This window comes from uncultured Adlercreutzia sp., from assembly GCA_910585575.1.
In the GTDB taxonomy this organism is placed as follows: domain Bacteria; phylum Actinomycetota; class Coriobacteriia; order Coriobacteriales; family Eggerthellaceae; genus Adlercreutzia.
In genome coordinates, this window is record CAJUFS010000057.1 from 1 (window position 1) to 16632 (window position 16632).

General features: G+C 61.2%; 12 protein-coding genes and 1 tRNA gene. 10 read left to right on the plus strand and 3 right to left on the minus strand.

Features of this window, described 5'->3' with window-relative positions; translation table 11 throughout:
* Nucleotides 1-264: 264 nt before the first annotated feature.
* A tRNA-Leu gene (locus QZ307_RS08215) sits at nucleotides 265-351 on the minus strand.
* Nucleotides 352-570: 219 nt separating this feature from the next.
* Nucleotides 571-828, minus strand: coding sequence for a hypothetical protein (locus QZ307_RS08220; protein WP_295998461.1), 258 nt, complete (start codon nucleotides 826-828; stop codon nucleotides 571-573).
* 283 nt (nucleotides 829-1111) lie between these two features.
* Here QZ307_RS08220 and purE point away from each other — a divergent pair, with 283 nt between their 5' ends.
* The 8 genes from purE (at nucleotide 1112) to QZ307_RS08260 (ending at nucleotide 13813) form a co-directional block, all read left to right on the plus strand.
* Nucleotides 1112-1576 (plus strand): 5-(carboxyamino)imidazole ribonucleotide mutase, encoded by a 465-nt coding sequence (gene purE, locus QZ307_RS08225; RefSeq protein ID WP_295998463.1) that lies wholly within the window; start codon nucleotides 1112-1114, stop codon nucleotides 1574-1576.
* A gap of 122 nt (nucleotides 1577-1698) precedes the next feature.
* Nucleotides 1699-3876, plus strand: coding sequence for a thiamine pyrophosphate-dependent enzyme (locus tag QZ307_RS08230; protein WP_295998466.1), 2178 nt, complete (start codon nucleotides 1699-1701; stop codon nucleotides 3874-3876).
* Complete coding sequence (locus QZ307_RS08235; RefSeq protein ID WP_295998469.1) at nucleotides 3869-4678, plus strand: 2-oxoacid:acceptor oxidoreductase family protein; 810 nt, start codon at nucleotides 3869-3871, stop codon at nucleotides 4676-4678. Before QZ307_RS08230 ends, QZ307_RS08235 begins: the two co-directional genes overlap by 8 nt.
* 816 nt (nucleotides 4679-5494) lie before the next feature.
* Entirely contained in the window at nucleotides 5495-8119 is a 2625-nt protein-coding gene (locus QZ307_RS08240; protein ID WP_295998473.1) for a molybdopterin-dependent oxidoreductase, read from the plus strand.
* 3 nt (nucleotides 8120-8122) lie between these two features.
* Nucleotides 8123-8722 (plus strand): 4Fe-4S dicluster domain-containing protein, encoded by a 600-nt coding sequence (locus QZ307_RS08245; RefSeq protein ID WP_295998475.1) that lies wholly within the window; start codon nucleotides 8123-8125, stop codon nucleotides 8720-8722.
* A gap of 91 nt (nucleotides 8723-8813) precedes the next feature.
* A complete protein-coding gene (locus tag QZ307_RS08250; protein ID WP_295998478.1) occupies nucleotides 8814-10547 on the plus strand; it encodes an ATP-binding protein in 1734 nt (577 codons plus the stop codon).
* Nucleotides 10534-11283, plus strand: coding sequence for a response regulator transcription factor (locus QZ307_RS08255; protein WP_295998480.1), 750 nt, complete (start codon nucleotides 10534-10536; stop codon nucleotides 11281-11283). The genes QZ307_RS08250 and QZ307_RS08255 overlap by 14 nt, the downstream gene beginning before the upstream one ends.
* An 817-nt stretch (nucleotides 11284-12100) precedes the next feature.
* Nucleotides 12101-13813, plus strand: a complete 1713-nt coding sequence (locus tag QZ307_RS08260) for an FAD-dependent oxidoreductase (RefSeq protein ID WP_295998482.1) — start codon at nucleotides 12101-12103, stop codon at nucleotides 13811-13813.
* A gap of 256 nt (nucleotides 13814-14069) precedes the next feature.
* On the opposite strand, the gene QZ307_RS08265 is transcribed toward QZ307_RS08260, so the two are convergent.
* Nucleotides 14070-15281 (minus strand): LuxR C-terminal-related transcriptional regulator, encoded by a 1212-nt coding sequence (locus tag QZ307_RS08265; RefSeq protein WP_295998487.1) that lies wholly within the window; start codon nucleotides 15279-15281, stop codon nucleotides 14070-14072.
* A 226-nt stretch (nucleotides 15282-15507) separates the two neighbouring features.
* Here QZ307_RS08265 and QZ307_RS08270 point away from each other — a divergent pair, with 226 nt between their 5' ends.
* Both QZ307_RS08270 and QZ307_RS08275 read left to right on the plus strand, forming a co-directional pair.
* Nucleotides 15508-16056 (plus strand): hypothetical protein, encoded by a 549-nt coding sequence (locus QZ307_RS08270; protein WP_295998490.1) that lies wholly within the window; start codon nucleotides 15508-15510, stop codon nucleotides 16054-16056.
* A partial coding sequence (locus tag QZ307_RS08275) for a Dabb family protein (protein ID WP_295998493.1) occupies nucleotides 16049-16632 on the plus strand: 584 nt, incomplete at its 3' end. The genes QZ307_RS08270 and QZ307_RS08275, both read left to right, overlap by 8 nt.

Below are 16632 nucleotides of genomic sequence, written 5' to 3' on the forward strand. Positions count from 1 at the left end.
CTTCCGATCTTGCTTATCGGAATCATCGGCCTCGTGTTGGTGAGGAGGGAGTGACGGACGGAATCGGAGAAAGAAGAAGCCGGGCCACCCTGCAAAGTAGACCCGGCTTAGACAAGTAACCAATGCCGCCCGGTTGCACGGGGCGCCATCGATTGCCTGTATTATAGCATCGACTTCTTCGCAGGTATAGGTGGTTTGGCTGTCTGCTGCCGATTCTCCAGAGTGAAATAAAAACGCCCTCCGAAGAGGGCGTTACATGTTAAATGGTGCGGGCGAGAGGACTTGAACCTCCATGGGGTTGCCCCCATACGGACCTGAACCGTACGCGTCTGCCAATTCCGCCACGCCCGCAGGTGCACTTTGGCATTGCCAAAAGAGCGTTGACTATCATAGCCGACCCCGCGAGGTGACGCAAGGGGTAATTTTGCCGTAGCGCGAACTTTCTGCAGAATGCGGCAAACCGAGTGAAGGGGGCCCATGCAGAGAGGTGCGTTGTCGAGGGAGCGTCAGGCGCCTCCGAGCCGCGACCGCCGTTGGCGTCTGCCAGGCATTGCTCGGCCGGGGATGCGGCTACTCCTCGCGCAGGATGGTGTTGGCTGTCTCCTTCAAGGCGGCGTCAGTCATGTCCTCCTGACGGCGCTCGCCCTTTTCCTCGTAGCCGATCTTGTCCTTCAGCTCGTGGGTGGCCTTGTCCTTGGCGCGCTCTTCGCGGTCCTTCGCAGCGCGCATCTCGTCGCCCACGTGGTCCTTCAGGTGCTTCAGCTGCTCGCGTTCGTGCTCGCGGTCGATGCGGGCGTCTTCGCGGCTGTCGGGAATTTCCAGGCTCATGATGAGCTCCTTTCCTTGGTTTGTCCTACGCTTTAAGGGCGCTCCGACGTTTATCAAAAGCACAATACGTCGGTGCGGTTTGATGATGCGCTGCTTTTACTTTAATGAGCGACCGACGTTGCGGTATTCACCGACCCCATTCGTCAACGAATTGCAACGCCTTTGATCCCTGATCTTCTCGTATCGGCGCCCCGCTGCCAGGGTTGCCGCGCTCTGGCGGCTATAATGGTGGAAAGAGAGCAGCCGCGTAGCGATAGCAACGCGTTCGAGCAAGGAGGATCGTATGGCAGAAGAAACGCCCGTCGTGGGTATCATCATGGGATCGGAATCGGACATGCCGGCCATGGAGCCGTGCATGGCCCAGCTGGACGCCCTGGGGGTTCCCTATGAGGTGAAGGTGGCCAGCGCCCACCGCAAGCCGGCCGTTGTTCACGAGTGGGCCGAGACGGCCCATGATCGCGGCATCAAGGTGATCATCGCCGCCGCGGGCAAGGCGGCTCACCTGGGCGGCGTGGTGGCGGCCTTTACGCCGCTGCCGGTTATTGCCGTGCCCATGAAGACCAGCGATCTGGGCGGCTTGGACTCCCTGCTGTCCATGGTGCAGATGCCCTCCGGCGTGCCCGTCGCCTGCGTGGCCATCAATGGCGCGAAGAACGCGGCCATTTTGGCGGTGCAGATGATGGGCACCAACGACGAGGCCATGCTGCAGAAGGTGGCCGACCTTAAGAAGGACATGGCCGAGGCCTAAAGCGCAGGGCGACGGGCGCGAGTGATGGCGCCCTTATCGGGGTTCTGGCAGGCGTTCGATCCGATGGAGCAATCGGACGGCTTCTGACGGCACCCTGGTTCAACGCGGGAAACGGATATCGCATGAAGCAACTGTTAATGGGAAACGAGGCGTTTGCCCACGCGGCTCTGGAGGCCGGGGTGAACGTAGTGGCAGGCTATCCTGGCACGCCCTCCTCGGAAGTGGTGGAAACGGTGGCGAAGCTGCACGGGCAGGGCGTCGCTCAGGACGTGCATGTGGAATGGTCCACGAACGAAAAGGCCGCCCTTGAAATGCTGGCCGGCGCTTCGTACTGCGGAGCGCGGGTGCTGTACACCTGCAAGCAGGTGGGTCTGAACGTGGCTTCGGACGCGCTGATGTCGCTCAACTATGTGGGCGTGCGCGGCGGGTGCGTGCTGTTCGTGGCCGACGACCCCGGCCCCATTTCGTCCCAGACCGAGCAGGACACGCGCCGCTTCGGCTCCTTCGCGAAGGTGCCGGTGCTCGATCCGTGTTCGCCCGACCAGGGTGTGGCCATGATGAAGGCCGCCTTCGAACTGTCCGAGCGCTACGATACGCCGGTTATCGTGCGACCTACCACGCGCATCTGCCATGCCTCCACCTTCTTCGAGGTGCAGGAGGAGACCCATGGCCGTCCGCTGCCCGCCGACGGCTTCCAGAAGGATCCGAAGTGGGTCATCTTCCCGAAGCGTGCCTACGAGGCCCACGGCGAGATCATCCGCCGCTTGGCCCGCATGGCGTGGGATTTCGACTTTGATCCGACGTTCTCGCAGTTCAACCAGGTGTTTGAGAGTGGCGGGGCTGCCGACGCTTCCAGCGCCCCCACCGTCGGCATTGTGGCTGGTGGTGTGTCCGTGGCCTACGCTCGCGAGGCCTTGGGGCTCATCGAGCGCGCGGCTGCGGCGGCTGGTGTGCCGGTGCCCCGCTACCGCTTCATGGCCGTGGGTACGCCCTATCCCTTCCCCGCGGAAACGGCCGCTGCGTTCGCTGCCGGCTTGACCGACGTCATTGTGTTCGAGGAGCTGGACAGCGTTCTTGAAGAGGAAATGCTCAAGTTGGCTGGCGCTCGTGGCCTGAACCTGCGGGTGCAGGGCAAGTTGACGGGCTCGGCCAACGACCGCGGCGAGAATTCCGCCGAAAACATCGCCGGACGCCTGGGGCGCTTCTTCGACCGCACCAGCGGTACCGATGGCGTGGCTGGCCTGGTTGATCGCGCCATTGCGGGCGGCAACGGCCTTGCCTATGATGGGCCGCTTCCAGTGCGGCCGCCGGTTTTGTGTGCGGGCTGCCCCCATCGGGGCAGCTTCTACGCGGCCAAGCGCGCCCTGGGCAAGCGCCCCGCGGTGCTGACGGGCGATATTGGGTGCTACACTTTGGGCAACGCTCAGCCGCTCGATGCGGTGGACACCTGCTTGTGCATGGGCGCCGGCCTCACTATGGCCCAGGGCTTCGCCGTGGCCGAGCCGGGGAAGAAGGCAGTGGCTTTCATCGGCGACTCCACGTTCTTCGCCAGCGGCATGACCGGCGTGGCCAATGCGGTGTACAACGGCCACGATGTCACCTTCGCCATTTTGGACAACGCCACGACGGCTATGACGGGCGGCCAGCCCCATCCGGGCACCGGCGTGACGCTGATGGGCGAGAAGCGTCGGCCTATTGTGATTGAGGAAGTGCTGAAGGGGCTCGGCATCGAGTGCATCACCTTTGCTAATCCCCACTCCCTGGAAGGTGCCACGGAAGCAGCCCGTCAGGCCATCGATTTTGAGGGGCCCTCGGCGGTCATCTTCTGCGCGCCCTGCATTCAGCTGAAAAAGCCCGCAGCGTCGGTAGCCATCGATGCCGATATCTGCACGGGCTGTAAGAAGTGCATCACATCCATTGGGTGCCCGGGCATTGGCTTCGACGAGGCGCGGCGCGGGCCTGCCTCTCGCGAGCGCGGCCAGGCGTTCGTGGATGGCAGCCTGTGCGACGGCTGCGGTCTGTGCGTGCAGGTGTGTCCCTTCGATGCCATCGCAAATCCGAATGAAGCTCCTGTTGACTTGCCGCTTTACGGTCGAGTGCTAGAAGATGAGATGAACGATTTTCAGCAGACGGAAATCAACGGCGAGCCTGATGAGACGGCGGGGGAGGCCCTGGGACAGGCCGAGGGTCTCGGATTCGGCGGGGTTGCCGTAGCGCGCTGTATTGTGCGCAGCGATGATCCGACGGGGCCCATCGACGGACTGCCCGTGTCGGCGCCGGAAGGAGGCTGCCATGATTAACGTCCTTCTTGCCGGCGTAGGCGGTCAGGGTACCGTGCTGGCGGCAAAAGTGCTCGCCCAGGCAGCGCTGGCTCGCGGGTGGCAGGTGCGCACCGCCGAGACCATCGGCATGGCGCAGCGCGGCGGCAACGTCACGAGCCACGTACGTATGGGGTCGGACGGCGAGGAGGTTTTTTCGTCGCTGATCACGCCGGGCACGGCCGATATGGTTATTGCCCTGGAGCCGGGCGAGGCAGCCCGCGCGCTGCCCTACTTGGCACCCGGCGGCGTGCTGGTGACGGCCACCACGGCCATCCAACCGGTAACCGCGGCCCTGGCCAGTCAGCCCTATCGCGCCGGCGATGTGGTGGCGGCGTTGGAAAACGCCCTGCAGAAGAACGCCGCGCAGGAGCAGCAGGCGGAAGCAGAGCGCGAGGCGGCGTTCGGGGGAGCCGAGGCTGCCGCCGGAGCCGTCGGGGATGGCCGCAGCCTCAGCGATTGCAGTGCGGGCGCAACCAGCGCAAGCGCCCCTAGCGCTGCGCGTGAGGCTTTTGCTACCGTAGGCAAAGACGCCCAGGCCCCGGGCGTAGGCGGCTATCCTGTGCCGCTGTTCGTACCCGTGAACGACGAGGCGCTGGTGACGGCCTTGGGCTCGGGTTCGCGCAAGTCGCTCAACATGATGCTGCTGGCGGTGGCTGTGGCGCAAAACCGCATTCCCCTTACGCTGGACGAGGTGAAGCAAGCGGTGGAATCCTGCGTAAAGCCCCAGTTCGTAGCCATGAACCTCCAAGCTATCGACCACGCTGCCGAGGCGTACGGGTAGGGAGCTAGTCGCCCAGGCATGCGGGCAGGGAGCCGATCTCCGAGGTCACGGCTATTGCTGATGCTCCGTATGAGCGCATCGGCGGCAATCCGCCAGCGTGCTGCCGCCGATGCCACCGTTGGGCAATGCGGGGCTCGCTACGTGCAGCGAGGCCCCTCGGTTTCCCCGTCTGTTAAAGTGTGAGCTGCCTGGGAGAGGCTGGTGTTCTCGTGTGCAGTCCCAAGAGGTACGGTATCAGGGGGAGCGAGAGAAGCTCCGCTGGGTCCAATTCTGTTGAACCTTGCGGGTTGGTCAATCAAGACCCGTTTTCCATCGATGCATCGTAAATAGGAACTTTTTGGCCAATCAGGCCGCGATTTCCGTCGATTTGCGTCCACTGCGAAACGAGCACAAGAGCGGCCGCCTTCCTGACCTGGTCTTTTCCCGAGGCTAAAAAGGCGCGATGGAAATCGCAGGCTGTTTGACCACCGAATCGACGGAAATCGCCCTCCGATTGGCCAGAAACTTCTTGTTGATATGCTGTCGATGGAAAATAGCTCTCGATTGGCCAGGGGAGCCAACCGTGGTTGCTCTGGCTGCATTTGTCCTGCGGGAGCGTCGCATTTGGATGGGTCGCGCTCTCCCGAGTTTCTGCGTGGGCTAATTTACGAGTGATATTTGTGTTCCTTCTTAATGTCGTGTCAGTGGCTGGTAATAATTCGGAAAGAAAGAATGCGGCCAGAGGTAATGGCTATCTCAAGGCGGATTTCTTACTCTGAGAGCGTGCCCCAGAAGCCGAGAAGGGCTTTCGGGGCCACGAGAGGAAGAGGAGGATCAATGGCAACCTATCTTGAGAAGTTCAAGCAGGCGTCGATGCTGAACCGTCGCTCCTTCATGAAAGCCGGCGCGGCTGCAACCGTTGCTTTGGCGGGAGGTTCGTTGGTGGCGTGCTCGTCTCCCAGCGGCTCGAGCGACGAGTTGGCTACCACGGGGGAGACTCCAGCCGAGGAGGGTACCTGGCTTACGGCAGCATGCTGGCATAACTGCGGCGGCCGCTGCTTGAACAAAGTGCTTGTGCACGAGGGCAAGCCGATTCGTCAGAAGACCGACGACACCCACGAGGACAGCCCCGACTATCCCCAGCAGCGCGGATGTCTACGTGGCCGCAGTCAGTCGCAGCAAGTTTTCGCCGAAGACCGTATCAAGTACCCGCTTAAGCGCAAGGGGTGGAGTCCCGATGCCCCGAACGGCGAGCTGCGCGGCAAGGACGAATGGGAGCGCATCAGCTGGGATGAAGCGCTCGACTATGTGGCTGACGGGCTGAAGCGGGCGAAGGAGCAGTACGGCAATCGTTCGATCCTGTTGCTTAAGGGATGGAATCCCGAGATGACGCGAACGCTGGGCGCTTTTGGCGGCTTCACGAACTTCTGGGACACGAATTCCTATGGCTCTTGGTCGAAGACGCCGTTTCTGATCGGCTTCCATCATGACAACATGCAGGATCAGACCATCAACGACCGCTATGATCTGCGCAATTGCGAAACTATCGTCATGATGGCCATGAACCCTGCGTGGAGTGCTGCTGGCAGCCAGATGTGGAACTACTGGCAGGCCAAGGCCAATGGGGCGAAGTTCATCGTGATCGATCCCATGTACAGTGAAACGGCATCGACTCTCGACGCCCAGTGGATTCCCATTCGCCCTGCTACTGATATGGCGTTTCTGCTTGGTGTGGCCTACGCTATGCTTGATCAGGATGAGGCCGAGGGTCTGATTGATTGGGATTTCCTCAACCGTTGTACGGTTGGTTTCGACGCCGACCACATGCCGGCTGACGCCAAGGAAAAGACCAACTTTAAAGACTATGTGCTGGGTGCTTACGACGATACGCCCAAAACGCCCGAGTGGGCAAGCGAAATCTGCGGTGCCAGCCCCGAGGACATTCGCATGCTGGCAAGCGCCATGGGCAAGGATCACAAGGTGGCCTTCCTGGTATCGGCGGCATCGGCTCGCGTGAACGACACCGACAACCTGCCGCAGATTATCATGACCGTGGGTGCCATGGGTGGCCATATGGGCAAGTCCGGTCATATGACGGGTACTACCATGCACGTGACCTCGGGAAATGGCGGCCCTGCGCTCATTAAGGCGGGCAAGGACGGTCTGCCTGAGATCGAAAACCCGGTGGACGATCACATTAACGGCAACGAAGTATGGGACGCTGTCCTCAATGGCACGTATACCTTTACGGGTACTAAGCACTATGATCCTGCCGAGAAGCGCGATATCGATATTCGTGTCATTTACCACTCCAGCGGCAATAAGATGCAGACGAATGTGGGCATGGCGCGGGCCATTGAGGCTCATCGCAAGGTGGACATGGTGGTGGCCCATGCGCAGTTCTACACGACGGCGGCGCGGTACTCCGACATTATTCTGCCCATCAGCACCGAATGGGAGCGCTTTGACGGTCTGTTCGGAGGAACCTTGGGTCACAAGTCCAACCGCGAGATGATGGTGGCCTACCAGCAGATTATCGACCCTCTGTACGAGAGCAAGTCCGATCAGGATATCGCCTGCGAACTGGCTGAAAAGCTGGGTCTTTCTCGCACGGATGTGTACCCCTTCGACGTGAAGCAGCAGTACTTCAACCAGCTGGCCTCTATGGAGGTATGTGACGAAGATGGCAAAACCTACGTGCCGGCCGTGGGCATTACTCAGGAAGACATCGATGCGCTGGGCGTCGAAGGTTCGCCGCAGGAGGGTAAGCTGCCCTATCAGGAGCTGAAGGAGCTCGGCGTCTATCAGGTGAAGCGCCAGCCGGGTGACAACTACGGCTATATCGCCTTCGAGGACTTCGTGAAGGACCCCGAGGCCAACCCTGTCGAAACGCCCTCGGGCAAGCTGGAGATCTACTGCCAGACGCTGGCCGACACGTACAACGCTATGGGCTGGAGCAACGTGACCCCCATTCCCACCTATGTAAAGGTAACGAACGGGTACGAGGACGCCTCAGCGAAGGGGGCGGAGTACCCTCTGCAGGTGATGAACCCCCACTATCTACGTCGTGCTCACAGCGTGTTCGACAATATCGGCTGGTTGCGTGAGGCATGGGCCAACCCCGTGTTCATTAGCACGGCCGACGCCCAGGCCGCCGGAGTTTCCGATGGCGATACGGTGCTCATTTCGAGCCCCTATGGGCAGTGCGTGCGCAATGCGACCGTGTATGCCGGCTTGATGCCTGGCGTGGTCGCCCTTCCCCATGGCGCTTGGGTGGCGGTCGATGAGGCGACGGGCATTGATCAGGCCGGTGCCGACAATTACCTTACGGGCCCCGCTCCTAATGGCCAGGGCACCTCGGGATACAACTCGGCTCTGTGCAAGATTGAGAAGTATACGGGCGATGCGCTGGGCGCCGATGCCGATCAGCCGCTTCGCGTTGTCTGCAAGGACGGTGAATAATCCATGGCCGACGTTAAAGAGAACAAAGCACCACAGGGCTTCTACTTCAACCAGCAAGCTTGCGTGGGGTGCCGTACTTGCCAGGTGGCTTGCAAGGACAAGAATGATTTGGATGTGGGGTACTTGTTCCGCAAGGTCGAGACGTTTGAAACCGGTGAGTTCCCCAAGCCCGCAGTGTTCCATTACTCGGGCGCCTGCAACCACTGCCACACGCCAGCCTGCGTCGAGGTGTGCCCTGCTGGTGCCACCTACATCAACGAGGAAGACGGCACGGTGCAGCACGATGACGACAAGTGCATCGGGTGCGAGTATTGTACGAAGGCCTGCCCCTACAGCCACCCGGTGCTGATCGAGGAGCTGAAAGTAGTGCATCGCTGCGACGGGTGCATCAACCTGCGTGCTGCGGGCGAGCAGCCGGCTTGCGTGGCCGCCTGCCCCATGCGCGCTCTTGAGTTCGGCCCGATCGAGGAGCTTCGTGCAGCGCATCCTGACGGAGTGAACCAGATATCAGTTCTGCCGGATGCCTCGCAGACCGATCCTTCGGTAGTCATCGATGCTCGGCCGGCAGCCTTGGAGGGCGAGCCGAAGCGCTTGACCATGTAAGTTTTTCTCATCGAAGCCGTGCGATCCTCCCCTTCGCACGGCTTCGATCTTTGGATACACTGCACCGTAAGAGGGGAGGGGGTGTTGTGCGATGAAGTTGAAAACGAAATTTCTTTGCCTGATTGCGTTGCTGCTGGTCGTATCGCTCGGCGCTAACGTGCTGTGGACGACGAAGAACCAGCATACGCAAACTGAAAACGAGTTACGCGTGCAGGGACGAGCCTTGGCCCAGCAAATGGATGCCGTGTGGGAGTTTATGGTGTACAACCAGGATCGTTTGGCCGAGGTGGCTTTTACGGAAGATGGGGTTTATCAGGGGCTTCATTGCGCTATTGCCGGCCGCATTATTGGTCAGGTTTTCACCCTTCAATCCGACTACACGACGCGCTTCGTTAATTTCGAGCCTCGCAACGACGCGGGGCTTCCCGACTCCTTCGAGGCTGAGGCCTTGGAAGCCTTCCATGCCGATTCGCAGCGAAAAGATTTCTACGGTTTCGCCGACTATGAGGGCGAGCAGGTGTTTCGCTATGTGGCTCCCATGACCATTGAGGAAGCGTGCCTGCAGTGCCATGGCGAGCCGGTGGGCGAGCTGGACGTGACAGGCAACCCGAAAGAGGGCTGGCAGATGGGGGGCGTGGGCGGTGCCATCAGCATCATCATGCCGCTGGATGTGTACCAGCAAAATGAGCGCGACTCTATTGTGCAGGACGTGCTGTTCTTCGCCGTTATGCTGGCGGTGTGCCTGGTGGTGGTGTATGTTGCCCTTACATACCTGGTCACGCGGCCGTTGGGGAAAATCCAAGCTGGCGTGACCCAAGTGTCCGAGGGTAATTTGAACGTGCAGCTTTCCTACAGCGAGTCCTCGCAGGAAATGAGCGCGTTGACCAGCGAGTTCAACAGCATGGCCCGTGAGCTGGCCGACGTGTATGCCAATCTGGAGGACCAGGTGGCCGATCGCACGGCTCAGTTGCAGCAGGCCAACGAGGTGCTTGAGCGCCAGCGCAAGCAGCTGGAGTCGGTGAACGCCCAACTGGTGGACGAGAACCAGTACAAATCGGACTTCCTCTCCATGGTGAGCCACGAACTGCGCACGCCACTGACCTCCATTGTGGCCTTTGCCGACCTGCTGAACAAGCACGCGGTGGCCACGGACGAGAAGGAGTGCCGGGCCCTCAAGGGCATCGAGGCGAATTCCCAGGCGCTTATGCTGATGATCAATGACATTTTGGAAATGAGCCGCTTGGATGCGGGTCGCGTGCGGCTGAACTGTGAAGTGGTAGATATGGGCGATGTGGTGTCCATAGTGAAGGCCACGGTGGGGCCGCTGGCCGCGAAGGAGAACCTGACGTTCTCGAGCAGTGTGGCGCCCGATGTTCCCCTGGTGAACGCCGACTTCGACAAGCTGGTTCACGTGCTGCAGAACCTGTGTGGCAATGCGGTGAAGTTCACGCCCGATGGCGGCAGCGTGCGGGTCGACGCTACCTATGACGAAGCGACCCGCCAGGTGCGGCTGGTGGTGGCCGATACGGGCATTGGCATCGCCCCTTCGGATCAGGAGCGCATTTTCGAGAAGTTTGCTCAAGTGGATTCATCGTCGACGCGGCGCTACAACGGTACGGGTCTGGGACTTGCCATTGTGCGTGAGTACGTAGAGATGCACGGGGGCAGCATACAGGTGGAAAGCGCGCTGGGAAAGGGAGCTATCTTCACCGTGCGCCTTCCCCAGGACGGCCCGTCGTTGTCCGAGGGGGAGAAGGGTGAGGCGGCTGGGCAGGCGCCTGCTTTGCCGCACGAGGAGGAAGAGGATACCCATGGTATTGGATAAGCCTATCAAGGTAATGCTCATCGACGACGACCCGGGTATCCACGAAAGCCTACGAGACTTGGTGGAGGAGGAGGGCTACGAATTCTGCGGCGCGTTGAGCGGCAAAGAGGGGCTGCGCCTGCTTGATCAGGAGCGTCCCGACCTCCTGCTGCTTGATGTGATGATGCCGGGCATGAACGGGTTCGATGTGTGTCGCCAGATGCGCGACGAGGGCCGGCGCATCCCCGTTATCTTCTTGACCGCGAAGAACGATATCGTGGATAAGAGCACTGGCTTCAAGTCTGGAGCTGACGACTACGTGACCAAGCCGTTCATTGCTGACGAGTTGCTGCTGCGCATCGATGCTCATGTGCGTCGTCATCGTGACGACATGCAGCATGCTCGGGTGCACGAGGCCGATGCCTCCGCGGAAGCTGCCGCCCCTGTCCGGCCCGATCACGTGGTGGTGGGCGACTTGGAGGTGCTGTTCGATCGCTACGAGGTGCGCCTGCGCGGCGAGGTGGTGCCGCTTACGGCCAAGGAGTTTGAAATCCTCTCGCTTTTGGCTGAAAGCCCCGGTGAGGTATTCACACGCCGTCGTATCTACGAGCATTTGTGGGGCGAGGTCGCCGAGGTGGACGAAAACTCCATTACCGTGTTTGCGCGCAAGATTCGCGAGAAAATTGAGGACAACCCCAGCGAGCCTCGCTACCTGCTTACGGTCTGGCGCGTTGGCTACAAGCTCGCGGATGAGTAGGGTTCTTGGGGACCTCAGGCATGGTTCTTGGGGATTTCAGGTGTGATAACAGCTGCTTTTCCGCAGGAAGAGCAGCACGGTCAGGACTGAGGGAGGTCGATCGGAATCCACCTCCAGCTAGCTCGGTAGTGCCCACGCTGACACGCGGCTCGGCGGGATGGTCAATCAGGACCCGTTTTCCATCGACGCACCGCAAATAGGAACTTTTTGGCCAATCAGGCCGCGATTTCCGTCGATTTGCGCCCGTTGCGAAATGAGCGCAAGAGCGGCCGCCTTCCTGACCTGGCCTTTTCCAGACGCTAAAAAAGCGTGATGGAAATCGCAGGCTGTTTGACCACCGAATCGACGGAAATCGGCCGACGATTGGCCAAAAATCTCTTGTTGATATGCTGTCGATGGAAAGTCGGCCCTATTTGGCCATCTGAGTCGGCGCCCACTCTGATCGTGGTCACGGCTTTCCGTTTCGGGTTTGCGCATCGGCGGGAGTTGCTTAATTGCCTCGGAAGACGCTTGTGGCTTGGATGTGAGGTTGTTCGGGCACATTGCCCACCAAGCACCTTCGGGCCTGACAGCGCTTGAGGGGTCCTGAGTGTGGTGATGCCTGTCTGGCTGCTCTTTTCCAGGCGTTATGCCCGCGCAACACTCTTCCCCTCGCAGAAATTGAGTAGTAGGCGGTGACCTGGAAAATCATACCTTTTGGGCGAGGGCTCGACGCCTAACTCCCCGGTTTCGTGAGACTGACATGCTTCCAGAAATTCCCTTTAATGAAGCGCAAGAAATTGGCACAAGGTCAGTTTCTCGAATAAGGAGGAAATTCATGGGAGAAAACAAGGGAATGGACCGTCGCGGGTTTCTGAAGACTGCGGCGCTTTCGAGCCTGGCGCTGGGCGCTACGGCCGCCATGGCGGGCTGCGCTCCTGCGGGCAACAACGAGTCGAGCCTGGCCGCTACGGGCTCTGATATTTCTTGGGACAAGGAAGTAGACGTGCTCGTGCTGGGCTCCGGCACCGGCACTTTCGCTGCGCTGGTGGCCGCTGAGAAGGGTGCCAACGTGTGCATCGTCGAGAAGGGCACCATGTGGGGCGGCACCGCTGCCACCTCGGGCGGCGGTCTGGCCGTGCCGCTGTCTTACGCCGCCGAGGCTGCGGGCGTGAAGGACAGCAAGGAAGAAGTGGTGAAGTACTTCACCAACGCGTCGGACCATCGCGTCGATCAGGCTGTGCTGAGCTCCTATATCGACAACGGCAACGACTTCCTCACCTGGTTGTCCGAGGAAATGGGCTGGACCTTCAACGCGAGCCCGCTGTTCGGCGACTACTACGAGCCCATGGAGGGCTGGATCCCCATGGGTCGCGGCAGCTTGGGCGCTGCGAACGCCGAGGGCCCGCTGGTGGCAACCCAGATGTGGGAAGAGATGAAGGCCAAGCTGGAAGAGCTGGGCGTGGAGATCCTCATGAATACCGAGGCCACTGAGCTTTTGACCGACGGCTCCGGCGCGGTGCTCGGCGCGGTGTGCGGCGGCCAGAACATCAAGGCCTCCACGGTCATCGTGGCCACGGGCGGCTTCGACCACAACGACGAGATGCGTGCCAAGTACCTGCCCTACAAGCTGATGGCTACCTGCGTGGTGCCCACCAACACCGGTGACGGCCAGCGCATGGGCATGGACATCGGTGCGAGCGTGTCCTTCATGGACCGCTGGTGGGGCGTTCCCTGCGTCCTCACCACCGGTGACGACCCGCAGGCCCTCATCAACGATGGTCTCATCGCCCAGGAAATCGCCGGTTGCGACTGGGCTATGTACCGCGGTCTGCCCGGTGCGGTCGTGGTGAACAAGAAGGGCAAGCGCATCGGCAACGAGGCTGGCCCCTATGACCTGTTCAACCAGTCCTTCGCCTACTATGACACCGGTGAGCCGGGTCATGTGAACATCCCGTCCTACCTCATCTGCGACGCCGCCTGCTGGAACACGTACTCCATGCCGGGCCACATCGTGAGCGCCGTGGGCGACGGCGAGGGCAGCTTCTTCGACGAGACCTACGGTGGCGACGCCTCCGCTGCCGACGAGGTGCCCGAGTACTTCGTGAAGGCCGACACGCTCGAGGAGCTGGCCGAGAAGCTGGGCATCGATCCGGCGGGCCTGACAGCCGAGATCGAGGCCTTCAACGCCAATGCCGCCGAGGGCAAGGACCCGGTGTTCCATCGCGGCGAGAAGCACCTGGACATCAACACCACCGGTGTGATGGCCGGCAGCCGCACCGACATTCCGAACCCGGTGCTGGCGCCCCTGGCCACGGGCCCGTTCTATGGCACCACCTACGTGCCCGGTTCGTGCAGCACGGCCGGCGGTCTGACCATCAACGAGAACGCCCAGGTCGTGAACACCGCGGGCGAGCCTATTCCGAACCTGTACGCGGTTGGCTGCGCCTCCTCCGGCATTTCCGGCGGCACCTATGTGCATGGCGGCATCAGCCTCGGCTCCGGTGGCGTGATGAGCTGGGTGGCCGTGAACCACGCGCTGAGCGCCTAGGTTCGCACCGCGCGACGCAAGTCGTACCCATAACCCTCCCTTAAACGGCCCCTGCTTCGGCGGGGGCCGTTTGACGATCGGGGAGGGAGCTTTATCCGGTGTACAGGTTACCCGTGCTGTTGTCACCTGGGGGTATGCGGGAGGTTAGACGCCGCGAGGAGAATGCCAACCGCTAGCCGTGCGCTGAAGTGGCGAGCAAGCTTACGCTACGCACTCAAAGGTAGCTAGATGCCCTCGAGCGCGTTCCGCGCGTTGGTTATTTTGCAGTCTGTTCCGCTGACAATTTCCCCTTGAAGAAATCGATGAGCTCCTGCTTGGAGTGAACGCCCAGCTTCGCGTAAATGCGCTTGGTGTGGGTGCGGGCGGTACCCTCCGAAATGAACAGCGTCTCCTGAATGATGCGCAGGCTGCGGCCCTCCAAAAGCAGTTGCACCACTTCGATCTCGCGTTTCGTGAGGCCGGCGTCCTGGGCGATGCGCTCGAAGGACGACTCGGTGTTGGTGACGATGGTCTTTTCGAGGCTGTTGATCCAAATGCCGGAGAACGCGAAGAACATGACGATGACGGAAAGGCAGATGAACGAGGCTGCTTCGTTGGCGATAAGGTGCTGTGCCGAGGTGAGCAGGGTCTCGTTGGCGACGTTGCCGGTAGCCATGCCCAGGCTCCAGCAGAGGCTTGTGCCGGCGAAATAGGTGGCCTTGCGTAGGTCAAGGCCGAACACTGTCACGATAGTCAGGCAGATGAACAGCAGCTGCGAGAGCAGGAACAGCGGAGAGGGTCGGGTGAACAGCTCGAGGGGGCTCACAGCCATGGCCGCCATGCCGAGGGCTACCACGAAGCCGGTGCAGGCTCCCATGACGAAGGGCACGAGCACGGGCACGGCGCGGCGCATGCGTTTAGGCAGCGGACCCGAGCGCGCCGCGGGAGGCGCCGGATGGCTGGAGCCGACGGCCAAGGTGAGGGGCGCCGCAATGACGAGTGCGTCGTACACTTCGCGCGGTACCAGCAAAAGCCCCAGATCGAGTATGTAGAACAACATGAGCGAACCAGAAAGAGCCACGGCCAAAGTGGCGAAGTCGTCGCACTTGGCCAGGGTTTCCAAGCGCAAAAGCGCGGCCAGGCTGCAGGCCACTCCGAGGGCCAGCGAGAGAGCGGTAGCGAGCGTGTCGGACTGGTTGCCGACTTGGCTCAGCAGCACGCAGCCAAGCAGCACAAGGGGCGTGCCCAGGGCCGTGGCCAAGCGGAGGGATTTCGGAATGACATCCCAGCGGGCATGCATGATGCCCACCGCCAGCGCCGTGCTCAGGGCGAGGCTCGGCAGTACGGCAATGTTGGGGGCCAGCACTGACTCCGAGAAAATACTCGTGTAGTTGATCTGGTGAAACCACAGCCAGATGATGGAATCGAGCAGCGCAATAGAGGCCGCCTGGCGGCCGTTGATCTTGTGCGCCTTGAGGTTGATATGCACGTTTCCCTCCCTTGAATCGGCAAATCATACCTTTCGGACGAGGGCAAATACCCCATTTACCCGGTTTCGTGAGACTGACGAAATCCCCTGTGCCCGATAGGCTTCAGACAGGCTCGGTTGCTCATCGATGAACCTGAGGTAAGAGGCGGGAACGTCGGTGAAAGTGGAAGCTTTTCAGCAGCCGAGCCTATCTTTCGAAGGGGGATTTGTCAAGAAAGGGGAGACTATGAGGCAAAGCGCACCGTGCGTGACCCGCCGCTCTTTTGTGGCGGCTGGCGCCTGCGTCGGTGTTGCGTCCCTGGGGTTGCTTGCCGGGTGCACCGGCGGTACCACAGGGGCGTCCGCACCGGAGGGAAACACGGAAGACCCGACGGAACAGGAGGCAAACGTGGCAACGGAAACCAACGAGGGCCTGGCGGCCACCGGCGGCGACGAGGTGGTCTACATCGTCGATCGCCTGACGGCCAAACCGGGCGAGGGCAAAGCCCTCTACGATGACTTCATGACGAACATGAAGCCTATGATGGAGGCTGCCGGCTGGACGTTCGTCCGCGCCACCGTGGCGCCGGCCATCTGGCTCGACAAGGATTCGAGCATCATCGAGATCGAGTGGACGATGCCCGACATCGCCCAGGCGGCGTGGGCCTATTCCTCGGCCACGCGCTACAACCCCGAGTACGTGAAATGGTGGGCCGAGGTGCGCGGCAAGGCCGTGTCGGTCGATCGTGTGTACTCTGCTTCGGAAAGCTACATGGAGGTGCTCAATAATGTTTAGTGGTGTTTTTGCCGTCACCTTCGCCGAGGGTATGGACGACGCGGCCAAGGATCAGTTCGTCGCCGATGCGCGCACGGCGGCTGCGGCGGTGAGCGACGTCTTTCTGGCCGACAAGGTGCTCGAGCCGCCCATGCCCGGCGGCGACTTCGTCTGCGAAGTGGGCTTTGCCGATCAGGCGGCCTATGAGGCAGCTAAGGGCGGCGCGGCCTGGGGCGATCTGAAGGCGCTCATGACCGATCCCTCGAAGGTGGCCAACTGCGAGTTCCTCGCCTACGGCGAGGGCGACCTGCTGCTGCAGGAGAAGGAGAATTCCACCTGCCACCGCATCCTGTTCTTCAGCATTCGCGAAGGTGCTGATCCGGCGATGATCGAGAAGATGGAAGCCCACATGAACGACATGGCCGATCATGTGCCGGGCCTGCGCAACTGCAAGTTCGCCCGCGTGGTGGAGGCCGAGGGTACCGACGAGTGGGCCTACGCCTACGAGTGCGATTTCGACGAGCCCATGAGCTTCCTTGGCAAGTACATGACCACGCCGTTCCACTTCCTGTACGTGGACAAGTTCTTCGAGCCGGC

What these genes read in the sequence shown, in the direction of transcription:
- QZ307_RS08220 (WP_295998461.1), bottom strand. Translation starts at nt 828, where the DNA reads ATGAGCCTGGAAATTCCCGACAGCCGCGAAGACGCCCGCATCGACCGC.
- purE (WP_295998463.1), top strand. Translation starts at nt 1,112, where the DNA reads ATGGCAGAAGAAACGCCCGTCGTGGGTATCATCATGGGATCGGAATCG.
- QZ307_RS08230 (WP_295998466.1), top strand. Translation starts at nt 1,699, where the DNA reads ATGAAGCAACTGTTAATGGGAAACGAGGCGTTTGCCCACGCGGCTCTG.
- QZ307_RS08235 (WP_295998469.1), top strand. Translation starts at nt 3,869, where the DNA reads ATGATTAACGTCCTTCTTGCCGGCGTAGGCGGTCAGGGTACCGTGCTG.
- QZ307_RS08240 (WP_295998473.1), top strand. Translation starts at nt 5,495, where the DNA reads ATGGCAACCTATCTTGAGAAGTTCAAGCAGGCGTCGATGCTGAACCGT.
- QZ307_RS08245 (WP_295998475.1), top strand. Translation starts at nt 8,123, where the DNA reads ATGGCCGACGTTAAAGAGAACAAAGCACCACAGGGCTTCTACTTCAAC.
- QZ307_RS08250 (WP_295998478.1), top strand. Translation starts at nt 8,814, where the DNA reads ATGAAGTTGAAAACGAAATTTCTTTGCCTGATTGCGTTGCTGCTGGTC.
- QZ307_RS08255 (WP_295998480.1), top strand. Translation starts at nt 10,534, where the DNA reads ATGGTATTGGATAAGCCTATCAAGGTAATGCTCATCGACGACGACCCG.
- QZ307_RS08260 (WP_295998482.1), top strand. Translation starts at nt 12,101, where the DNA reads ATGGGAGAAAACAAGGGAATGGACCGTCGCGGGTTTCTGAAGACTGCG.
- QZ307_RS08270 (WP_295998490.1), top strand. Translation starts at nt 15,508, where the DNA reads ATGAGGCAAAGCGCACCGTGCGTGACCCGCCGCTCTTTTGTGGCGGCT.